The following is a 21,758-nucleotide window of genomic DNA, read 5'->3' on the forward strand; positions in this document are numbered from 1 at the left end:
AGATGAAAAATCAGTCAAACGCACTTAAATCTACAGAGGAGAAGCCGTTTTCGGCTTCTCTTTCTTTTTTCAGTCCGTTCATATATTCATTTCCAAGACTGTTTTCCTGTGTGATTTTTTGTTTTTTCTGCTTTTCACGTTCTTTTTCTGCTTCTGTCTGAAGCTGAATGCTTTTTATTACGTCCGCCTGTTCTTCTTTTGAAAGTACGCGGATTATTTTGTTAGAACCGTCATCCGTCTGGATTGTTTTAGGCGAACCGTCGGAATCTTTTTCGTTGATAAGCTGAACCATCGGATTTTTCGGATTGTTAGGCGTTACGTCAGTTACAAGACCGATTTTTCCGTTGTTCAGATAGACGTATGCGCCGATAGGGTAGAGCGAGAGGTTGTAGAGCAGCGCCTTGATGACTGTTACATCATACTGGTTGTTCGGATTTTTCAGCATTTCCACCATTGCGTCAAAAGTCGTCCGTTCCGTTTTGTATGCGCGTGGAGCTGTAATTGCTTCAAATGAGCAGGCTACTGAGATTATTTTTGCATAGGTAGATATTTTTTCACCGGAAAGATGGCGCGGGTATCCCTGACCGTTTTCTTTTTCGTGGTGTTCAAGAACTCCCAGCTGAATGCTCAGAGGAAAATTCTGCTCTTTCAGAATGTTGCAGCTGAAAAGCGGATGCATTGAAATCTGCGCTTTTTCTGCGACGGAAAGGGGTTTGTCCGTCATATACAGCTGCGGAGGCAGACGGAGCATTCCTATTTCGTGAAGGATACACGTTATGCCGAGTTCTATCAGTTTTGAAAGCGCAAGGTGAAGTTCAAGTCCTATAGTGATTGCGAGTACGGTGGAACGCATTGAGTGAATGACAAGGAAATTCTTATTGCGCGCCTCTGCAGACGGCGAAATGCGCAGGACATACCGCTTGTTTTCCCTGATAAATATGCACAGGTCTTTTACAGTTTCCGTCATCTCATCAAGTGAGATCTTCTTGTGGGTGGCGTAGTGGGTGTAAACGGAATTTATATATTTCATATATTCCTGATACACTTCCTGGACGGATTCAAGTCGCGTCCTGTCGCTGTCCTCAACGGTTTCAGACTTAATGTTTTCCAGTGCAGTTTTTACGGAGTCTGTTACTGTAGGAGTGGCTGTTTTTGTTTCAGAATCTTCCTGTGGTTTTGCTTCTACACCGATGTCACCGCCAAGGCTTATGCCGCTTTCGCACTGGAATTCCGTAAAGTTCCATTCTTTCAGTGCTTTTATCAGTTCCGGAGTTACAGAGACTGTAACAGGGAGCAGGACAAATTCATTGTCGAGCATTAAGTCGCTTTTAAAAGTGAGATTTTCTTTCAATTCTTCAAATGTAATCGTTGTACTCATCGCAATAGGACTCCACTATCATTATCGGAAAGAACCGCAAACTTCTTTAATCCAGGGAGCATAAAACAGTACTGGAATGATGAAACGTTTCGTGTTGGGCATTGACATTGCCAATGAATAAAGATACATTTTGATGTATAAATATTCATAAAGAAATCTACCGGTTCTGAAAAGTTCCGGCAACTCTAATGTAATTTTATATGAGGTATGAATTATGGCAAAAGACAAGGTTGTTTTAGCGTATTCCGGCGGTCTTGATACAACAGTTATCATTCCGTGGCTTAAGGAAAATTACGATTATGATGTTATCGCAGTTTGTATTGATGTAGGTCAGGGTGATGACTGGGCGGCAATCAAGTCACGCGCTTTAAAGACAGGCGCTTCTGCCTGCTATGTTGTTGATGCGCGCAAAGAATATATAGAAGAATACATCTGGCCTGCATTGAAGGCAAATGCAGTCTACGAGGACGAATATCTTTTGGGAACATCTACAGCCCGTCCGCTCATCGGAAAAATTCTTGTAGAATATGCACGTCAAGAAGGTGCCGTTGCAATCTGTCACGGTGCAACAGGAAAAGGAAACGATCAGGTTCGCTTTGAGCTTGCAATAAAGGCGTTTGCACCGGATTTGAAAGTAATCGCTGCCTGGCGCGATGACAAATGGAATATGGACAGCCGCGAGGCAGAAATTGCGTATCTTGAAAAGCGCGGTCTTGAAGTTCCGATGAAAAAAGACCAGTCATATTCACGCGACGAGAATATCTGGCACTTGAGCCACGAAGGACTTGAGCTTGAAAAAACTGAAAACGAACCGAACTATAAGCATATGCTAAAAAATACTGTCGTGCCGGAAGAAGCTCCTGCTGAAGGCGAATATGTAACAATCGACTTTGAAAAAGGCATTCCGGTAGGCTTGAACGGCAAGAAAATGGATGCACTTTCGCTCCTTACGGAACTGAATAAAATCGGCGGACGCAACGGTGTAGGACTTGTTGACATCTGCGAAAACCGCTGTGTCGGAATGAAATCTCGCGGTGTGTATGAAACTCCTGGCGGAGCAATTCTGTATTTTGCGCACCGTATGATGGATCATCTTTGCCTTGACCGTGATACTTATCATTACAAACAGCAGCTTTCCATCAAGGTTGCAGAGTTGATTTATGACGGAAAATGGTTTACAACGCTGTTCGATTCCTGTATGGCATTTGTAGACAAGACTGAAGAAACTGTAACCGGATGGGCAAAAGTAAAACTGTGCAAGGGCGCAATCCGAGGCGCAGGTTCTGGTTCTAAGTACAGTCTGTACAACGAAAGCATTGCATCATTTACGACAGGTGACTTGTATGACCACAAAGACGCTCAGGGATTTATCACTCTGTTCGGTCTTCCTTTGAAAGTGCGTGCTATGATGGAGCAGAACGTAGGCGAGGGACAGGCGATTATCGAAAGCAAGAGCTTTAAGAAACGTCCGACTGAGTAAGTTCTGTTTTATTCGTTAGATTATAAAAAATGCGGTAGAAGAAAAATCTTCTGCCGCATTTTTTTGCATGAAAATCCGTTATTTTTTGTCTTTTGCCTGCGTGTTTTTCGGAGACATACTTGCGCTTACGTACAGTTCGTCCTGATACCAGTCGAAGCGCAGTGAAAAAATTTCATCGTTGTAGCCGTCCGCCGAAAATTTGAATTTCCACACCGTATTGCTCAGTATCTTTTCTTTTGGAACATCGTTAAGCGGAACCCAGAAACCGTTGTAGCTTACTTTTACGGTTGTCTGTGCGGAAATGTCGCTTCCGGTAACGGAATCAACGGCATTCGGAATTACTTTTATCGGACGGCGCATATCTTTAAGGAACTGGCAGTCAAGAACGCAGTCCTCTTTTCCTACGGAAAATGATTTCCACCATACATACGGACCGGCAACTAGTTTTACACGGTATGCTCCCGGCGTAAGGAATACGTCTTTTGCGATAAGCTGCTTGTATTTTGAAGAATTTTCCGCGTTTTTCTTTGACGGCGCAGAAAGAACCCTTCGCGTGTTCGGAACTTCTGGAATTTCGTTTCCGTCATTTTCAAAGAAAAACGCGCATACAGGAAGGTCAAGCGTTGCGGATGATGTGCTTGGCATCTGGATTTCAATTTTTACGGGGGTGAACCAATGACGGAGGATGGAACGGTGAATCCACCCTTGATGCCAGCAGGTTGCAAAAACAGCCGCCGCCGCCGCGCAGGAAACTGCAATCCGCATAATCTTTCTGCGTTTTAAATCTTTCTGAACATACGCCGGTTCCTGAACCATATTCTGGCTTGCTATCATTTTTGCAAGCTGTACGCGGATTGCGTGAGTGTCGTAATGTTTCAGATAGCGCTTTATGATTTTGAGTATCGGCGCCGTCGTCTGGAAGCGCTGCTTTGCCTTAGGCTTAAGCATTTTTCTTATCAGGCGGCAGACAACAGGGGGAACGGTCTTGTCAATCTTCCGCGGAGAAATGTATTTTCCCTTTTTGATTGTATTCAGCGTTTCAATGGAAAGCGTACCCGGATACGGCTTTGAGCCGGTTACCATTTCGTACAGCATAATGCCTAGTGCGTAGATGTCCGCGCGTTGGTCTACCGCTGCGCTGTCTTCAAACTGTTCCGGCGGCATATATGCAGGAGTTCCCAAGGCAACACCGCTTTGCGTAAGCGAATCATCCCCCTGTTCCTTGTCGCTTGCAATTCCAAAGTCGGCAAGCTTTATTTCTGCGCGTTTTGAAATAAGGATGTTTCCTGGCTTTATGTCTCGGTGAACGATGTCTTTTGAGTGTGCGTATTTAAGGGCGAAACAGGCATCCTGCAGGATAAGGAGTGCAAGTTGAGGACTTAAGACAGTCTGTTTCTGCAGAAGCTTGTCTACTGCCATCCCGTCAACAAGTTCTTCCACCATATAACGGTATCCGCCCTCCGTAAAATAATCGAACAGGTGGACAATATACGGACTTTGCAGGTCAAGAAGAATTTGTGCCTCACGCTTAAAGCGTTCTACATTGGAGGAATTGCGCCGTGCCGTCATTTTTTTTATGACGACGTACCGCTTTAGGGAAGGGTGAATTGCTTTGTAGACAACGCCCATACCGCCTTTTGCGATGATTCCCTGCACTTTGTATTTTCCTATGAATTCCGGGAATGAATCTGCCATACTGTTTCTCCAAAAACGTTACGTATTTCCCTATTCGACACAAACAATGTCTTTTTCGGGATTAAAAACCCTGTCCGCGTGAACAAGGGCAATATTCTGTCTGTCAGGATTGTGAATTTGAACGAAATATCCGTTCTGTCTGAGCGCATAATTTTCTTTTACAGGTCGGTGACCGGCGATGTATCGCGCATTCAGAAAGTCTTTTCTTCCTGTAAGAGTGCACAGCATCGCTTCTACTCCGCCGGCTTTAGCTTTGTTGTTTTCTGTCCAGGTAAGACCCTTTACGGTTTCTCCGTTTTTAAGTCCGTCTATAATTTCCTGCCGCGAAAATGCACGGAGCGGCTCTGCGTGGGAAATTATGCATTCCGGAAAGGCTGCTGCAAGCGGAAGTGATTTTTCAAAGCAGGAGATAACGTAAAGTACCTCATCTCCGTATTTTTCTTCCATAAAGAGTTTTACCATTTCACCTTCGTTTGCAAATTTGCAGAACGAAAAATCGCCGTTCCCTGTTTTGTTCAGAATGTTCTCGTGGTTTCCTTTAAGGACGTGGAAGAATTCCGGGAAGGCACATTTCAGTTCCATTGTCATACAGAGAAGCGAAAGTCCTTCCATCATTTCCTGTGTCATCGCCGGACCGCTTGTGTTTCCGCGTAAAAATTCGTTCCACGCTTCAATCCACCGCTCCCTGCCGCGAAGTTCGGAATGCAGTAAATCTCCTGCACAGACAACGCGCAGTTTTTTCTGTTCGAGCGCCTGGATTATCGTACGCTGTTTTCCGTCTGCAAGAAAATCTGCCGGAAGGGTAAAACTCAGTATGTTATATAGAAAAAATGCCCGCGCATGTAAATCAGGAACGACAATTACAGGAAGTTTCTGCGGTTCTCCTCCGGTAAAGTCAATAAGACCGCCCGGAACCTTGCTTTTGGAAAGCGGACGGTACGCTGGATTTTCAGTTTCCAGTACGGAGCAGACATTGTCTGAAAGCTCCATAAGATAACTGTATTCCGGTAGCGAACTTCCGAGCGAAAGAGTATGTAGTTTTTCTAAAAATAATGAATCCAAATGTCAGTCCGGTTTTAGGAAATCACAAGACTTGTTGTGCCGATTGTAATTTTATCACCTGCATACAGGCGGACGTATTTTCCTTCCGGAATTTTCCTGCCGTTTACAAATGTACCGTTCGTGCTGTTTTCGTCTTTTATGAAGTACGCATCGCGTATCTTCTGAATGACGGCGTGATGGCGGCTTGCAAGCTTGCTGTCTACCACAACATTGTTGTCGTATTCGCGTCCGATAGTGATTTTTGCTACCAGCTCTATCTTCCGCTTGTCGAACATCAGGTAAGATGCCGGCGTTGATTCTGCTATTTTATCAAGATGCTGTCCTACAGGGCTGTCTGTAATAATTGTTGTATTTTCCATAAATACAATTATATAACGTGAATTGATTTTTAGCAAATTGAGCAGTAATTCAGGTGCTGCACATGCAGACTGTTCAATCTGTTCTGGCAGTGCTGAATCCGTTTTTGTTCAGAAGCCTAAATGTCATTTTTATCCCTGAAGAGGCTTTTTTCTTCTTCAAAGCCGTCCGGGTATCTTTTTTTTAGTTTTTCGATGTTTTGATCCATTACTTCCTCAAAAGTAACATCCAGTGCCGAACAGGCTTCTGCAATCATCCAGAGACAGTCCCCGAGTTCCTTTACGATGTGATTTTTATCAAATTTATGACCCTGAAAAACTTTCTGCATTATGCCTGAAACTTCTCCGGCTTCTGAACATAATCCGAATACTGCATGGTTAAGATTAGGACTCCGGCAGGTTCTCATTGCCGATTTTTGATATTCATTTCCTGTCATATAACTGTAATAAACTCCTTGAAAACGGCAGATTTTATATGTCAGCAGGATAATCTGATTCGGATTTGCTGACAAAAAAAGCGTCCCGGAAAAACCGTACGCTTTTGTCCTGTAATAGAATTGTAGTTTTGTATGCGGAATAGTGGATTCGAACCACCGACCCCCACGATGTCAACGTGATGCTCTAACCAACTGAGCTAACTCCGCATTAATTTTTATGATGTTCTAGCACTATATCAAAAGCTTTGCTGAAAGTCAATTAACAAATTAAAATAAGTCAATAATTTGTTTGTAATATCACGTAAAATGTGTTATTTTTAATATATCTTTTTGGAGGTTTATTTTAATGAAAAAACTTATTTTTGCTGCGGCTGTTACCCTTGCGTTTGCCGGATGTGCGTCAAACAAAGTTCAGAAAGCTGCTGATAAAGTTCCTGCCGTTATTGGTGCAGAAGGTGTCGAACGTCCGCAGTGGGTGCTCAGCGGAATGGAATCTGATGACGGAATTTATGCTGTTGGGTCAGGAAAAATGAGTACTCGTGCCAATTCTTTGAAGGTTGCGCAGACAAACGGACGCGCAGAACTTACGAGAACTGTTCAGGTAACGCTGAAGAACGTTATTACGACTTATGCAGAGGACACAGGCGTTAAGGACGATGTGCTGAATTATATGGAAGAAGCGACTGTTCAGCGTGCTGCAGGAATTCTAAGCGGTTCAAAACAGGCTGATTATTGGGTTGATGCAGATGAAACTGTATTTGTCCTGATGTATCTTCCGTACAATGCTGTTACTCCGGCTGCAAACGATATTGTAACCGAGTACAGCGTAGACAAGAAAACTGAAATCACCGAAGCAAAAGTTGCAGAAGCATTGAAAAAATACAATCTGCTTAACTCTGCGTCTGAGTAGTGCTGGAGTATAGAATGGCAAAACAAATTCTTACGATTGCCGCTGTTTCTGCGGCGTTGATTTTCAGTTCTTGCGCTTCAAATAATGTGTCGCGCGTAAGTTCCGAAACTGTTACCGACTTGAGCGGCTACTGGAATGACACAGACGTTCGCCTTGTTGCAGGCGAGATTATAGACGGATGCCTTGCTTCTCCGCGGATTGCTCTGTATCCTTCTCAGCACGGCGGAAAACTCCCTGTTGTAATTGTAGGTTCATACCGCAACAAGAGCGATGAGCATATCGACACGGAAATTCTTACTAAAAAGCTTGAGGCTGCTCTTGTGAACAGCGGAAAGGTTGAATTCGTTGCATCAAGTGCAGAACGCAATGAACTGCGTGCAGAACGCATTGACCAGCAGACGAATGCCAGCGAGTCTACGGCAAAAAGTCTTGGCAATGAAACTGGCGCAGACTTTATGCTTCAGGGTTCTGTAAAGACAATCGTTGATTCCGACGGCAAGACGATGGCGCGAAGCTATTTTGTTACTACGGAAATGATTGATATTGAAACGAACAAGAAAATCTGGATGGACGATAATTCCAGTATAAAAAAAGTCATAAAGCGTTCTTCTACAAGAATGTAGTAATAGCAAAATGAAGAAGTCCGCCTGGACTTCTTTATTTTTTTAGGGCGGTGTTTATATGAAAAAATTGATTTCCGGGCGTGCAGACGCTTTTTGTTCCAGGACTCTGCACCGTGCTGTGCCTGTCATACTGCTTGTCTTTACTGCCGCCGGTGCGTTTGCAAGGAAAGCGCCTGCGTGGATAGACAATCCCTATTCCGGATATGACGAAAAGTCTTATATCTGTGCGGTAGGAACAGGACTTAAATCTGATGATGCGGACAAAAAGGCGCTCTCTGATGTTGCAGCAGTCCTTCAGCAGAATATCAGTTCCGTTGAGAGAGTGCAGCAGGCGGCTTCTTCTGAAGGTCTGAACCTTTCTTCCTATCTTGTAGACGTAACTACGCAGTCTGACATAAAGAATATTTCGGGGCTTTCCATAAAAGAGCGTTATAAAGACAAGAAAAACGGATGCTATTCCCTTGCCGTACTTGATAAGGGTGTTGCGTCAAAGTCATATTCGCTTCTTTTGAATAAGAATTCGCTTGAAATTGAGTCACTTCTTGACCTTGCGGAGCAAAAGTCCGGTTCTCTTGACGAGTGCAGGAATTTAATTCAGGCATATAAAATTGCAAGGGAAAACGACTATTATGCAGCGCTTCTTGCGGTTCTTAAACCGGCGGCGCATCATTCATTTTCCTACGGTTCTAGCGGCGAGATTTCTGCGCGCATAAAAAAGGCGTTCGGGAAAATTACCGTTTCTGTTCTGGTGAACGGAGATTCTGACGGAAGGATTAACGCTGCTGCTGGTGAAGCGATAAACGGATTCGGGTTCAGGACGCAGGATGGTGCGGCGGCTAGGAATGCGGCATATTCGTTTACGGCGGATGTTTCGTTCGAAGATATTGAAAAGTCCGCTTCGTCTGACATTTACTTTACCAGGTGCATCGTTTCCTGGTCGCTTAAGGAAGCATCTTCAGGCAATACTGTTCTTGCAAGTTCAGGAAACAGCCGGCAGGGAAAACTGTCGCGCGCAGAGGCAAGGCAGAGTGCCGTAAGGACTGCGGAAATGTTTGTAAAAGAAAATTTTTCTTCCCAGATAACGCAGTTTTTTGAAAAATAAACTTGCGGAACGGAATGCAGTTTTGCTTTTTTTCAGTTTTATGTCCTGATATGTTTGTCAGGACATATTTATTCTTGCCGTTTTTATAATCTGTGGGTATATTTTTAATATGAGCGAAAACGATAAAGACAACAAAATTAATTTTGATGAAGATTTTAAAAAACTGCTTGATGAAATAAAAGACGAAGCCGTTACTTTTTTCAATAAAAACGAGAAAACTGAAGAAGACGGAGCGGATGAGGATAAAAAAACTAAGCCGCGTTCACGGCGAAAAAAGGCTGAGCCTGAAAAAAAAGGTGAGATTGTTCCTGCCGACAAAATGCTTCCTCCTAAACTTTCGATTATTCCACTTCAGGGACGCCCTATTTTTCCGGGGATTTTTACACCGCTTATGATTACGACGGCGGAAGACACAAAAGTCGTTGAACAGGCTTATAATTCTGACGGCTATATCGGAATTGTTATGCTTAATAACGAATCTGAGTCGCCGTCTGCAGCCGATTTGTACAAAGTCGGAACTGCCGCAAGAATCATAAAAAAAATCAATCTTCCTGACGGCGGAATAAATGTGTTTATTTCTACGATAAAGCGTTTCCGCATACGAAAGCCGCTTCATTCTTCTTCTCCGATAGTTGCGGCGGTGGAGTATCTTGAAGATGAAGAAGACGATACTTTTGAGGTGAAGGCGCTGACGCGTGCGCTTATCAGCGAAATGAAGGAAGTTTCCGAGAACAATCCGCTGTTTTCGGAGGAAATGCGCCTTAATATGGTGAACATTGACCATCCTGGAAAAATTGCAGATTTCATCGCTTCAATTCTGAACATTGAAAAGACGGAACAGCAGAAAGTTCTGGAGATGCTAAATGTGCGTCAGCGAATGGAACAGGTTCTTGTTTACATAAAAAAGGAGCAGGAACTTCTGCGCGTTCAGAAAAAAATCCAGAACGAACTGAACGAAAAAGTCGAGAAAAACCAGCGCGAGTATTTTCTACGTGAAGAAATGCGTTCCATTCAGGAGGAACTTGGCACTGACGCAGAGGGAAACGAAACTGACTACATAAAATTCAAGAAAAAGATTGAATCGTTTCATTTTGAAGGCGAAATAAAGGAATCTGTTGATAGCGAACTTGAAAAATTCTTTCTGATGGAACCTAATTCGCCTGAATATATTGTTTCCCGGAATTTTCTGGAACTGGTAACACAGCTTCCGTGGAATGAAGAATTCTCCGAAAACTACAATCTTGAGAATGCAAAAAAAATCCTTGAGGCAGACCATTACGGACTTGATGACGTAAAAAAGCGCATTATGGAATATCTTTCCGTGCGAAAACTCAAAAAAGATAATAAAGGTTCAATTCTTATTCTGGTAGGACCTCCGGGCGTAGGAAAAACGTCAGTAGGGCGCTCCATTGCAAATGCGATGAACAAGCCGTTCTACCGTTTTTCCGTTGGCGGAATGCGGGATGAGGCGGAGATAAAAGGGCACCGCCGTACATATATAGGTTCTATGTGCGGAAAAATCATTCAGGGAATAAAGATAACGCATACAAAAGCGCCGGTCTTTATGATTGACGAAGTTGACAAAATGAGTTCCGGACCACAAGGAGATCCTGCAAGCGCGCTTCTTGAGGTTCTTGATCCGGAGCAGAATGTTTCTTTCCGCGATAATTATCTTGATTTGCCGTTCGACGTTTCCAATGTGTTCTTTATTCTTACGGCGAATACTCTTGATTCTGTTCCTGAACCACTGCTTGACCGCGCTGAAATTATCCAGCTTTCCGGATACATTGATCAGGAAAAACTTGAGATTGCAAAAAAATATCTTATTCCAAAAAATCTTGAGAAGAACGGTCTGAAAAAAGGTCAAGTAAAATATACTAAGGCGGCGCTTTTTAGGATTGCGGAAGAATATGCTCGCGAGGCAGGCGTTCGTAACTACGAGCGTAACCTTGATAAAATTCACCGTAAAATAGTTACGGAAGTAATGCTTGAGGCGGACAAAAAGTACAACGAGGCAGTAAAGGCTGCAAAGGCGGAAAAGAAACCTGCAAAGGAAATCGAGGCTCTTCGTATTGAAAATTTCCTTGATCCTGAAAAGATTTTTTCACTTGATGCGCCTGATCTGGAAAAATATCTTGGAAAGCCTGTGTTTGACGAAAGCGAAATAAAAAAGGCTGACATTCCGGGAACGGCAATTGGTCTTGCCTGGACAAGTATGGGTGGCGATACGCTCTTGATAGAGGCGTCTTCTTTTGCTGGAAAGGGCGGACTTGTGCTTACTGGTCAGATGGGCGATGTAATGAAAGAATCTTGCAGCATTGCGTTTGACTGGGCGCGGAAATTCGTTCTTGACCGTAAAATCAAGAAGCCAGAATGGTTTGAAAAAAACTGCGTTCATCTTCATATACCGGAAGGCGCAACTCCTAAAGACGGACCGAGCGCCGGAATTACTATGGCTACGACGTTCATTTCGCTTCTTGCGCATAAAACGATAAAGCGCCAGCTTGCAATGACAGGCGAACTTTCGCTTACGGGGCAGGTTCTTCCAATCGGCGGATTGCGTGAAAAAACAGTTGCGGCAAAACGCAATAAAATCAAGACGATTTTAATTCCTAAGGCAAACGAACGTGATCTGGCGGATATTCCGGAAAATGTAAAGGATGGAATAACGTTTGTGCCGGTAAAACGCGTTGAAGAAGTAATTGATTTTGTTTTCGGAGGAAAAATAAAGTAGTGCCGTAACTTACCTGTGTAGGCACTTTGCAAAAGCCTGTGAATATTGATTTTCAGTATTCACAGGCTTTTTTTTTGAGATGTTATTTGTTATTCCGTTTTTTTGCGTATGGACTCTTTGATTGATTCAAGGATTTTTAGCGTGCTTATTCCTGTTTGCAAGGTAGAACGAAGGGGCGCTTTTCCGTCAAGAAAATCAACGGCGTTTTGAACCATATTTGAAAAATACCGGGTTTTTGACGGACGGCGTATCGTTTTGTCTTTTGCAAGCGAATAAAATCCTGTGTACAGTTTTGATTCTTCCCGTTTGTAAAGTTCGAAAATGCCGTTTCCTATTCTTATTCGTCCTTCGCTTCCGATTATGTCTGTTTCAAAGCCGAAGTAGCGGCTTTTTCCGGAGAATGCCAGCGTTATGTCGGTACATTTTGTGCTTTCAAAATGAACGCTCACATTTCGGACGACAGAAGGTTTTTCCTCATCATATACAATGTCCGTTATTTTTTGATTGAATAGGATTTCTTTTTCGGAAGGGCTGTCCTCAAGCAGGTATTGTACGCAGTCTGCAAGATGAGTTCCGTCGTGAAGCAGGCTGTACGCGCCGGATGATTCTGCTTCCGGATTGTAGACGTACAGACCAGAATCAAGCCGTGCGTTTATGCTCAAAATCGTTCCGATTGAACTCATATATTCTTTTGCAATCCGGTAATCGTCTGCGAACCGCCGCTCGTGGTTTACAAGAACCGGAACGCCGTAGTGTTCTGCTTCTTCCTGAAGTTTGAGTGCGTCCTGTACTGTTAGGGCAACCGGTTTTTCCAGAATGATGATTTTTGGAAGTGCGTGAATTGCGGCAAGGCATACCTGAAGGTGAAATTCCTCGTTTACGGCGATGACTATAATTTCCGGTTTTGAGGAGGTGAATAAATGGGCATAAGAAGAATATGCGGCGGATTTTTTATTGAACTTGTGCCAGTATTCCAGTCGTGTAGCATCGCTGTCGCAACCGGATTCAATGCGGATTCTGCAGTTTGCCTTAAGCGCCATTGTGTGGCTTGCAGGCTGTTCCCGCTTTCTGTCAAAGCCTAGTGAAAAACCAATCCGCCCTGTTCCTATTAAAGCTGCTGAATATCTCTTCTTGCCCATTCGTTCACCCTCTGAACCCTCTGATTTTTCAGCCCTTAAAATTCAGTGCACTTACAACAGCCGCAATTCCGGCTCTTCCTACATTCGAGCTTTTTCCTACGCCCCAAACCTGAGAACCGTCTTCCTTTGTTATCTGAACATACGACATTGCATACGTATCAGAGCCGGTTCCTACGCTGTGTTCGTGGAAAGACGTGATGTTGAATTTCGGTGCAGGCGTTTGTTTCATTGCAGAAACGAAAGCATCAAGCGGACCGTTACCGTTTGCTGCAATTGCATAGCGTTTTCCGTTCCATTCGATCGTGAGCATTGTGGCAACCTGTTCCGGAACATTTGAACCGCGTTCTCCTTCTAGATGACGCTCGCTGATTTCGATGATATTCAGCGGCGATTTCGTTTTTATCCAGGTATTTTCAAATACGTCGAAAATTTCTGCCGGCTGAAGCTCGCGCTGTGCCTTGTCTGCGGCTTCCTTTACAAGGTTTCCGAATACAGGCTGCATTGCCTTAGGCATACTTATTCCGTAGTCCTGTTCCATAATGAAAGCCGCGCCGCCTTTTCCGCTCTGGCTGTTGATTCTTATGATTCCTTCGTACTGCCTGCCTACATCGTGCGGATCAATCGGAAGATACGGAACATCCCAGTATTCGTTATCCGCTTTTCCTACGCGCGCGGCCATTCCCTTACGGATTGCGTCCTGATGAGAGCCGCTGAACGCAGTGTATACAAGTTCGCCTACATACGGCGTGCGCGGATGAATTTCCATTCCCGTAAAGCGCTTATAGTCCTCGGCGATTGCCTGAATGTCGGAAAAATCAAGCTGCGGATCTACGCCCTGCGTATACATATTCAGCGCAACGTTTACGATGTCAAGGTTTCCTGTCCGTTCGCCGTTTCCAAAAAGGCACCCTTCTACGCGGTCAGCACCGGCAAGCAGTCCAAGTTCGCACTGCGCTACGCCTTCTCCGCGGTCATTGTGGTTGTGAAGGCTTATAATTACTTCGTCCCTGTTGCTTATATGTTGGCAGAAATATTCAATTGAATCAGCAAACTGATTTGGAAGCGCGCACTCAACCGTTGTAGGAAGGTTCAGGATAATCTTGTTTTCACGGGAAGTTCCCCATTCCTTCTTTACCGCTTCGCATATTTCCAGTGCGTAGTCAATTTCTGTGGTGGAAAAACTTTCCGGAGAGTATTCAAGACGGATATTCGTTCCTTCTGAAAGTGAAAGACAGCTCTTTACGCAGCGTATTCCGTCTATGGCAATCTGCTTGATTTCTTCTTTTGATTTGTTGAACGTATATTTTCTTTGTGCAGGAGATGTTGAGTTGTACAGGTGGAAGATTGCGTTCCTGCATCCTTTAAGCGATTCAAACGTACGTTTTATAAGATGTTCGCGCGCCTGACACAAAACCTGAAGCGTTACGTCTTCAGGAACGTGATTTTCTTCTATGAGGCGGCGCATAAAATTGAATTCTGTGTCGGAGGCACTCGGAAAACCTACTTCTATTTCCTTGAAGCCGATTTTTACAAGCAGGTCAAAGAATTCGAGTTTCTGCTCTACGCTCATCGGATTTACAAGCGCCTGATTTCCGTCGCGAAGGTCTACGGAACACCATAACGGTGCTTTTGTAATTGTTTTTGTAGGCCAGGTTCTGTTTGTAATCGGGATTGGCTCAAATGGTCTGTACTTTCCGTTAGGATTCATATAAAACTCCTTGCTGCAGATTATGTGCTTACGGCATTTATCTTTTTTTCATTCAGTATAAAAAAAGACCTGCCGCTCAGCGACAGGTCTGTAATTTGCTCAAAAATATTACACAGTCTATCTACCTTAAGCGGTTACTTTGAGAAGAGTAGAAAGTAGTAGTAGCAGTGTGTATTTCATATCACCAAGATACACTATTTCGTTTTTTTTGTAAAGTGCCTGAATTGTTTTGACGGCAGGTGCATTATTCCGCGAGCCTGCAAATAATGTCTGCGCAGTTTTCTATGCCAAGCGAAGACGTACTCAGGCAGATGTCGTAGTTATCCGCAAGTCCGAATTCCTGTTTTGTATAATATGAACAGAATTTACGGCGTGCCTTGTCTATGTTTTTTATATGCTCTTCAATTTTCTGCTCCGGCATCTCGGGCATTTTTTCTTTCTTCAGGCGGCGTAGACGCCAGCTGACGTCTGCATAGATGAATACGTGCAGTGAATTGTCAAATTCCTTTAGAATGGAGTTTGCGTTTCTTCCTACGATTACGCAGCTTCCGTGTTCGCCTATGCGGCGGATAATCTCTTTCTGTTTGTCGTAGACTTTTTCTTCTATCGGAGCGTTGTACAGGTCAAAAAGGCTTTGCGTAAAACCGAACAGAACCGGCACTTTTTCATCAGGATTGAAATACCGGGTCATATCTATATGGGTATCTCGGGCAGCCTGAATTACAAGTTCCTTGTCTACATATTCGTAGCCAAGTCGTTTTGCAACAAGCTGACCTATAGTTCCGCCTGCAGCACCGAATTCACGGCTTATTGTAATAATTTTTTTCATTTCATTGCCTCCAGTTAATTACGCATCTTCCCGTGTGCGCCCTGTGCCGGACGCTTCGATTTTGCTACAGAACTTTGTTCAAGAAAGTGATAGTCCGTTCCTGCTTCGGGTGTTTAAGGACTTCGTCAGGCGTTCCTTCTTCAATAATATATCCGCCGTCCATAAAAACAATTCTGTCTGCAACTTCGCGTGCAAATCCCATTTCGTGCGTAACTACGACCATTGTCATTCCGCCCTTGGCAAGTTCCTGCATTACATTAAGGACTTCGCCTACCATTTCCGGGTCAAGCGCGCTTGTCGGTTCGTCAAACAGCATAATCGAAGGATTCATTGCAAGCGCCCTTGCAATTGCTACGCGCTGTTTCTGACCGCCGGAAAGCTGCTGCGGATAAACGTCTGCCTTTTCTTCAAGTCCTACGCGCGTAAGGAGTTTCATTCCTGCTTCTTTTGCCTGCTCTTTCGTCATTTTTTTTAATTTTACCGGCGCAAGCATAATGTTCTGCAGGACTGTCATATTCGGGAACAGGTTAAAGTGCTGGAACACCATTCCGATGTTTTCGCGTACCTGATTTATATTGATGTGTTTGTCGCTAATGTCATTTCCGTTTATGATGATTTCACCGCCTGTTGCAATTTCAAGACGGTTCAGGCATCGGAGAAAAGTTGATTTTCCGCTTCCTGACGGACCTATTACGACGACGACTTCGCCTTCGTGAATGTCTATATTTATGTCCTTCAGGATTCTCAGTTTTCCAAAGTCTTTCTGTAAGTTCCTTACCTTTATTTTTACGTTGTCAGCCATAGTCTGTCCTTATTTATCCTCAATCTTTATTTTCTGCTCTATTCTTTTTGCGATTTTACTGAGCGTTATGATTACTATCATATATAAAATTCCGATGATTGCCCACGTCTGAAGGCTTTTGAAAGTATTGCCGGAAATTGTTTTTCCCATATTCGTAAGTTCCGGGTAGCCGATGACGGACAGAATTGACGTGTCCTTCAGCGTGATGATGAACTGGTTTATGATTGATGGAACCATTACGCGGAATGCCTGCGGTAGGATTACGCATTTCATTGTAGTGGAGTAGGAAAGGCCGAGGCTTCTGCTTGCTTCCATCTGACCTTTATCTATGCTCTGTATTCCTGCGCGGAAAATTTCTGCCATATATGCGCCGCAGTTCATAGAAAGCGCAATTGTTCCTGCCTGAAGCGCGGGAAGGCGGAAATTGTTTATTCCAAGAAGGCGGAATGCCTGCGGAATGCCAAAATAAATAAAAAACGCAAGAACGATTAAAGGAACTCCGCGGATGGCATCTACATATATTGTACCCAGAATATTCAGGACTTTTATTCTGCTTACGTTACAAAGCGCAAAAATCAGTCCGATTATCATTGCAAAAACAAGTGCCAGAACAGTGAGTATAAGAGTATAGCCCAGTGATCTGAGAAGCATTATTGAATATGTCTGTAAAATAGAAATCATCCGGAGAACTCCTTTTTTGCAGAGATGTTGTACTGCTTTTGTATATGTGGAAAAACCGGAGCGGACGTCATTTTCAGGACAGACCGCTTCGGTTTGTAAAAGCAGCAGCTTATTTCAAGTATTTGTCAAGAATTTTCTGGTAAGTTCCGTTTTCGCGGATGTTTTTAAGTCCGGCATTGAACATATCCAGAAGTTCCTGATTTGCAGGATTCATAATTGCAAAACCGTAAGGTGCGCCTTCGCTTTCCATTCCCTCCGGGATTTTAAGTGCGAGTCCGCCTGTCTTGATGTTGTCTGCCATAATCGGAGTGTCCTCACAGCAGGCAGCGCTGTTTCCAAGAATTACGTCCTGATACATTGTAGGAGAATCTTCAAAGACAATTACTTTAAATCCGTACTTGTCTTTAAGGCTGTTTGCAAAATCCATGCCGGCAGTTCCGTTCTTTACGGCAACTGTTTTTCCGCGCAAATCTTCATAAGAAGAAATCGTGCTGTCTTTTGCAACGACAAAAGTCTGTGTTGCGTTGTAGTAGCCGTCACTGAAAATCCATCCTGATTCAATGCGTGACTGCTTGATTGTAGCTCCTGCAATGAGTGCGTCTGCCTGTCCTACCTGAACAGCGGCAACACCTGCATCCCAGCCGAGTGACTGAAGGTCATATTTGAAGCCCTGATTTTCTGCGACTGCAGCAAGAATATCAACGTCGATTCCGACGAATTCATTTTTTTCGTTTGTGTACTCAAACGGTCTGAATACAGTGTCCGTTGCTACAACCCATACTTTTCCGTCTGCTTTTTTTCCTTTGCAGGAAACAAGGGAGAACAGCATAAGGGCGGAAGCCAGCGTTAACATAATCTTTTTCATAGAATATTCCTCGCTTTATAAGAATTTTATGTTATTTTATAGAAGAATTAGCTGTAGCGCAACATTCATATCTTTCTTTTCAACGTTTTTTCTGCATTGCCAACCGTTTTTTCTGTAATTGAATGTATTTAGCGTTTGTGCTACTATTCTGAAGTAAAAAGCACTAGTTCGCGATGATTCTGCGGCGCTTTTTACTAAATCAATATCTTTATTCTGCGATGATTCTGCAGAAAAGAGGCGTACAATGAATGTTGTTGTAATGGGTGCCCAGTGGGGTGATGAAGGAAAAGGTAAGATTGTTGATTACCTTGCGCAGGACGCAAAATATGTCTGCCGTTTTGCAGGCGGTGCTAATGCAGGTCACACGATTGTCGTTGACGGCAAGAAATATGCACTGCATCAGGTTCCGTCCGGAATTCTGTACCCAGGAAAAACTGTTTTTCTCGGCTCGGGAATGGTTATTGACCCGGAGGCTTTGTTTGCCGAACTGAAAATGCTTTCAGACAACGGAATTGACTGGGAAGGGCGTGTATTTATTTCTGACCGTGCTCACATTGTTCTTCCTGGCTACCGAGAAATGGATAAAAAACGCGATGCTGCACGAAAGCGCCCTATTGGAACGACTGGCAGGGGAATCGGAACTACATATTCCCAGAAGTCAGAGCGCGACGGAATCCGTCTTGCAGATCTTGACTGGGAAGAAAAAATGAATGACGTTGACCAGGCGGATAAAGATTTTCTTGCACCATATATGGAAAGGCTTCTTTCAATGCGGATAGATATTGCTGCAAAAATGTGGGAAATAAGAAACGAAAATATATTGTTTGAAGGTGCTCAGGGTGCTATGCTCGACATTGACTCCGGTACGTATCCTTATGTTTCTTCCGGTGCATCAGGAAGTTACGGGGCTTCAAGCGGCTCTGGAATCGGTCCTAGAAATCTTGATAAAATATACGGCGTTTTTAAGGCGTATGAAACGCGTGTTGGAAACGGTCCTATGCCTACGGAATTCAATGCTGATTCTGAGGGCGAACTTTGCGATTACGTGCGCAAGACCGGCAATGAGTTCGGTGTAACTACAGGTCGCGCACGGCGCTGCGGTTATCTGGATTTGGTTGCGCTCCGCTATGCATGCCACGTAAATTCAATTGATTCTCTTGTCCTTACTCACCTTGACGTGTACGATGATATGGAAGAAATTGAAGCCTGCGTTGCCTACGATATCGACGGCGAACTTGTTACTGATTTTCCGACAAGCATTCCTGCTTTGAACAAGGCAAAACCTGTTCTTCAGAAATTTGCCGGCTGGAAACAGTCTATAAAAAATCTTTCAAAATACAGCCAGCTTCCTAAGAATGCAAAGGCGTATGTTGATTTTATAGAGGATTACACCGGTACAAAAGTCGGAATCGTTTCTGTTGGTCCTGACAGAAACCAGACGTTTAACCGCGAAAAAATCTGGAAAAAATAAAAGAGGGTGAAAACTTGAACAAGCTGCTTTTTCAGAAAAAATGTGCCTGAAAGCAGCTTGTTTTATTATAGTGAGGTATGCTATGAAAAAATTACTGATTGGTGCTGCTGTTGCGGCATTGGCTGCTTTTGGTGCTTCGGCACAGGTTATGCCTGCTTCCGGTGTTGAAAATACGCTGTGGACAGGACTTGGTTCTCCGTTCTCTGGAGATGCAAAGTATTTTGGTTTTGTTGATACGCTTCAGGCTCGTGTTGACGTAGGCAAGTTCACCGTTGAAGGAATGCTGAACTGGGGCGCGCTTTCTTATTGGGATGTTGATGACGATTTTGACAGATTGAAATTTGAAAATACATCAACAAATGCTCTGAACCGTCATTATAATGATAAAGATAATGATGGTGAGTATAAAAACACTCTAAATTATAAAAATTATTCCAATGCCATAAAATCACAGACAGAGCAGGATTCCTACTATGTAAATTTCCTGTGGCATCCGGTCAATAATTTTGACTTTGGAATGGGAACAAAACTCAACTGGCGCGTAGGTCCTGCTCCTACTTACGGTTCGTGGGTATGGGGAAGCGATGCGCATATCCGTCAGGGCGGATTCAGTACGGCATATAACGACAAGCCGGGAGAGGCTTACAAGCATTTTACGCCGGATGCTCCTGGTTCTGCGGACGTCGTAGGATTTGTTCACTACGCAAACACTTATGCAAAAAAAGCAATCGGTGCACGCTATAACTATCAGGGAGATTTCGGTCTTCAGATTGGTGCGGCAATTCCTGACGGCGCTGACACGGACAGTCCTGTTATGAATCTTGGCGTTGAACTTCGCCCTGTTGACTGGCTTTCTATTGCAACTGCGTATGAGGGACTTCTTCAGAAAAGAGGCGATTTCTATGCCGGCGTGACTGTAGGTGCAAAATCGTTTATTCTTGATGCATATTTTGCCTGTGACAATATTGCAAGCGATTATGACGATGATATGGCGTTCGGTACAGGTGCAGGCATTACATTTGCATTCCCTAAAGTTGGAATTACAATACGCCCTGAAGCTGGCTTGAACTGGTTTGAGAATTCCAGCTGGACTCCAGCATGGTATGCCGGCGGACTTTTTAAATTCGACATAAATGAAAAGATGATTCTTCAGGCATGGACTTCGTTTGCAGTCGGTTCAAAAGACAAAGACTGGGATGATTATGATGCAACGGAAGACTGGAACGGCGGTCATATTTTTGACATCCGCCCTGAATTTACGTTCTGCCTGAACAAAAATAATTCGCTTTCTGCATACATTGATATTGAATCAAGAAAATCATTCGACGGAAAGACCCGTGACTGCTGGACGACAGGTTTCTTCTGGACATATAAAATGTACACAGGAAAACTTACTGTTGCAAAAAAGCGGTAGAATAATCTGGCGGAAGATTTTTTCTGCCTGAAAAGAAAACGGCGCAGCGTGCAGAAATGCAGGCTGCGCCGTTTTTTTATATAAGAAGCACATTCAATAAATGTGTGAGGGAGAGTTTTTTTTTTTTTTTTGGGGGGGGGGTAGTGCTATTTATTGTATAAAAGCAGTTCCGGGTGATATTCAAAATGCATATTATCCCAGACAATCCACTTTCCGCCCCAGATAAATCCTTCATCTTCAAAAATGTCTATGATTTCCTGCGGAGGCGTCCACCGTGACTCAAGCGGCGTGTTCCACCAGGTTTCAGGGTGAAGCTGTTTTTGCCAGCCCCAGTAAATGATTTTCTGGTAATATCCGCGCGGAAGAATATCTATCGCAAGACCTATGCTGTGAAACGAGCGCGACTGCGTATCTCGGACGGAACGCCAGTTAAATCCGTCTGTTCGTGAAAGTGTTGAAAAAAAATGTTCCAGTTCTGCTGTTTTAGGAAGTGCCATAATACGTTCGGAAACGCGCGTAAGCGGCGCTTCAATTTTTTCGTGGACATTTACCGTTCTTCCGTCCAGAAAAGGCACTTTTTTTATGTGGCTTTCCGTATGCGCGCGGTCTGAAACATCGTATATTGCATTGAATAAAAACGGAGGATCTACAGCACTTTTCTGCCTGTTCTCCCTGGACGTAAATTCCGCTATATGCGCAATCTGCTCTTCCGTAAAATTCCGGGGATCTGGAACGTTTTTCGGGTAGGTGTAGAGCATCGGGCGGTAGGTTTCTTTTTCTGCAAGTTTTTCTTTAGGCAGAAAACGGCTTTCGCACCAGTAAAGCGCAGTGTCCGTTTTTTTTTCGCCCGATTCTTCCGTAATGACGTGGATGCACCAGTCGTTTGCGTCCTTGTCGAACAATGAAATGAATTCTACGTCAGGATATGCTTTTCTGAATACGGAAAGCCCCTGCGGTTCCCACCATTTTGAAAACGGCAGCGTTATTTCCGGCGAAGAAAATCTTTCTGGAATAATAAGAATAAAAAGTACGGCGCAGATGTGTTTAAGTTTTGTTCTCATTTAATTTCCTG

At 43.8% G+C, this 21,758-nt stretch carries 19 protein-coding genes and 1 tRNA gene; 7 read left to right on the forward strand and 13 right to left on the reverse strand.

The genetic code is table 11. The features are described 5' to 3' along the window. Positions 1–10: 10 nt before the first annotated feature. Complete coding sequence (locus B5D55_RS08770) at positions 11–1,378, reverse strand: HD domain-containing phosphohydrolase (protein WP_078933638.1); 1,368 nt, start codon at positions 1,376–1,378, stop codon at positions 11–13. Positions 1,379–1,592: 214 nt separating this feature from the next. On the opposite strand from B5D55_RS08770, the gene B5D55_RS08775 reads away from it, so the two are divergent. After that, the gene (locus B5D55_RS08775; RefSeq protein ID WP_078933639.1) at positions 1,593–2,858 is read left to right on the forward strand and encodes an argininosuccinate synthase; all 1,266 of its coding nucleotides are present in this window, start codon (positions 1,593–1,595) and stop codon (positions 2,856–2,858) included. 78 nt (positions 2,859–2,936) lie between these two features. Here B5D55_RS08775 and B5D55_RS08780 read toward each other — a convergent pair whose 3' ends face one another. The 5 genes from B5D55_RS08780 to B5D55_RS08800 all read right to left on the reverse strand — a co-directional run bounded on the left by B5D55_RS08780 (position 2,937) and on the right by B5D55_RS08800 (position 6,615). Continuing rightward, positions 2,937–4,553 carry a serine/threonine-protein kinase gene (locus tag B5D55_RS08780; RefSeq protein WP_078933640.1) on the reverse strand — a complete coding sequence of 539 codons (1,617 nt, stop codon included), beginning with the start codon at positions 4,551–4,553 and terminating at the stop codon, positions 2,937–2,939. Positions 4,554–4,583: 30 nt separating this feature from the next. Continuing rightward, the gene (locus B5D55_RS08785; RefSeq protein WP_143593303.1) at positions 4,584–5,615 is read right to left on the reverse strand and encodes a metallophosphoesterase family protein; all 1,032 of its coding nucleotides are present in this window, start codon (positions 5,613–5,615) and stop codon (positions 4,584–4,586) included. A 14-nt stretch (positions 5,616–5,629) separates the two neighbouring features. Beyond that, positions 5,630–5,974 (reverse strand): FHA domain-containing protein, encoded by a 345-nt coding sequence (locus B5D55_RS08790; RefSeq protein ID WP_078933704.1) that lies wholly within the window; start codon positions 5,972–5,974, stop codon positions 5,630–5,632. Between the two features lie 116 nt (positions 5,975–6,090). Continuing rightward, positions 6,091–6,408: a nucleoside triphosphate pyrophosphohydrolase family protein gene (locus B5D55_RS08795; RefSeq protein WP_078933705.1), complete on the reverse strand. Its 318-nt coding sequence runs from the start codon at positions 6,406–6,408 to the stop codon at positions 6,091–6,093. 133 nt (positions 6,409–6,541) lie between these two features. Next, positions 6,542–6,615: transfer RNA gene (locus B5D55_RS08800), tRNA-Val, on the reverse strand. 139 nt (positions 6,616–6,754) lie between these two features. On the opposite strand from B5D55_RS08800, the gene B5D55_RS08805 reads away from it, so the two are divergent. The 4 genes from B5D55_RS08805 to lon all read left to right on the forward strand — a co-directional run bounded on the left by B5D55_RS08805 (position 6,755) and on the right by lon (position 11,777). After that, positions 6,755–7,318: an LPP20 family lipoprotein gene (locus tag B5D55_RS08805; RefSeq protein WP_078933642.1), complete on the forward strand. Its 564-nt coding sequence runs from the start codon at positions 6,755–6,757 to the stop codon at positions 7,316–7,318. 14 nt (positions 7,319–7,332) lie between these two features. Beyond that, on the forward strand, positions 7,333–7,941 hold the full coding sequence (locus B5D55_RS08810; RefSeq protein ID WP_078933643.1) for a penicillin-binding protein activator LpoB: 609 nt from the start codon (positions 7,333–7,335) through the stop codon (positions 7,939–7,941). 58 nt (positions 7,942–7,999) lie between these two features. After that, positions 8,000–9,043, forward strand: a complete 1,044-nt coding sequence (locus B5D55_RS08815; protein ID WP_078933644.1) for an LPP20 family lipoprotein — start codon at positions 8,000–8,002, stop codon at positions 9,041–9,043. A 109-nt stretch (positions 9,044–9,152) separates the two neighbouring features. Then, positions 9,153–11,777, forward strand: a complete 2,625-nt coding sequence (lon, locus tag B5D55_RS08820) for an endopeptidase La (protein ID WP_078933645.1) — start codon at positions 9,153–9,155, stop codon at positions 11,775–11,777. 89 nt (positions 11,778–11,866) lie between these two features. Here the strand turns inward: lon and B5D55_RS08825 are convergent, their stop codons facing one another. The 6 genes from B5D55_RS08825 to B5D55_RS08850 form a co-directional block, all read right to left on the reverse strand. After that, the gene (locus B5D55_RS08825) at positions 11,867–12,916 is read right to left on the reverse strand and encodes a Gfo/Idh/MocA family protein (protein ID WP_078933646.1); all 1,050 of its coding nucleotides are present in this window, start codon (positions 12,914–12,916) and stop codon (positions 11,867–11,869) included. A 28-nt stretch (positions 12,917–12,944) separates the two neighbouring features. After that, the gene (gene leuA, locus B5D55_RS08830) at positions 12,945–14,624 is read right to left on the reverse strand and encodes a 2-isopropylmalate synthase (protein WP_078933647.1); all 1,680 of its coding nucleotides are present in this window, start codon (positions 14,622–14,624) and stop codon (positions 12,945–12,947) included. A 244-nt stretch (positions 14,625–14,868) separates the two neighbouring features. After that, complete coding sequence (locus tag B5D55_RS08835; RefSeq protein WP_078933648.1) at positions 14,869–15,453, reverse strand: cytidylate kinase-like family protein; 585 nt, start codon at positions 15,451–15,453, stop codon at positions 14,869–14,871. 64 nt (positions 15,454–15,517) lie between these two features. Then, positions 15,518–16,255 carry an amino acid ABC transporter ATP-binding protein gene (locus B5D55_RS08840; RefSeq protein ID WP_078933649.1) on the reverse strand — a complete coding sequence of 246 codons (738 nt, stop codon included), beginning with the start codon at positions 16,253–16,255 and terminating at the stop codon, positions 15,518–15,520. Between the two features lie 9 nt (positions 16,256–16,264). Then, positions 16,265–16,936, reverse strand: coding sequence for an amino acid ABC transporter permease (locus B5D55_RS08845; RefSeq protein WP_078933650.1), 672 nt, complete (start codon positions 16,934–16,936; stop codon positions 16,265–16,267). Positions 16,937–17,045: 109 nt separating this feature from the next. Next, complete coding sequence (locus B5D55_RS08850) at positions 17,046–17,801, reverse strand: transporter substrate-binding domain-containing protein (protein ID WP_078933651.1); 756 nt, start codon at positions 17,799–17,801, stop codon at positions 17,046–17,048. Positions 17,802–18,045: 244 nt separating this feature from the next. Here B5D55_RS08850 and purA point away from each other — a divergent pair, with 244 nt between their 5' ends. Then, the gene (purA, locus tag B5D55_RS08855; protein ID WP_078933652.1) at positions 18,046–19,272 is read left to right on the forward strand and encodes an adenylosuccinate synthase; all 1,227 of its coding nucleotides are present in this window, start codon (positions 18,046–18,048) and stop codon (positions 19,270–19,272) included. A gap of 82 nt (positions 19,273–19,354) precedes the next feature. Then, positions 19,355–20,686 (forward strand): hypothetical protein, encoded by a 1,332-nt coding sequence (locus tag B5D55_RS08860; protein WP_078933653.1) that lies wholly within the window; start codon positions 19,355–19,357, stop codon positions 20,684–20,686. 146 nt (positions 20,687–20,832) lie between these two features. Here B5D55_RS08860 and B5D55_RS08865 read toward each other — a convergent pair whose 3' ends face one another. Next, positions 20,833–21,747, reverse strand: coding sequence for a M15 family metallopeptidase (locus B5D55_RS08865; protein ID WP_078933654.1), 915 nt, complete (start codon positions 21,745–21,747; stop codon positions 20,833–20,835). Positions 21,748–21,758 lie beyond the last annotated feature (11 nt).

Source organism: Treponema porcinum, assembly GCF_900167145.1.
GTDB lineage: Bacteria > Spirochaetota > Spirochaetia > Treponematales > Treponemataceae > Treponema_D > Treponema_D porcinum.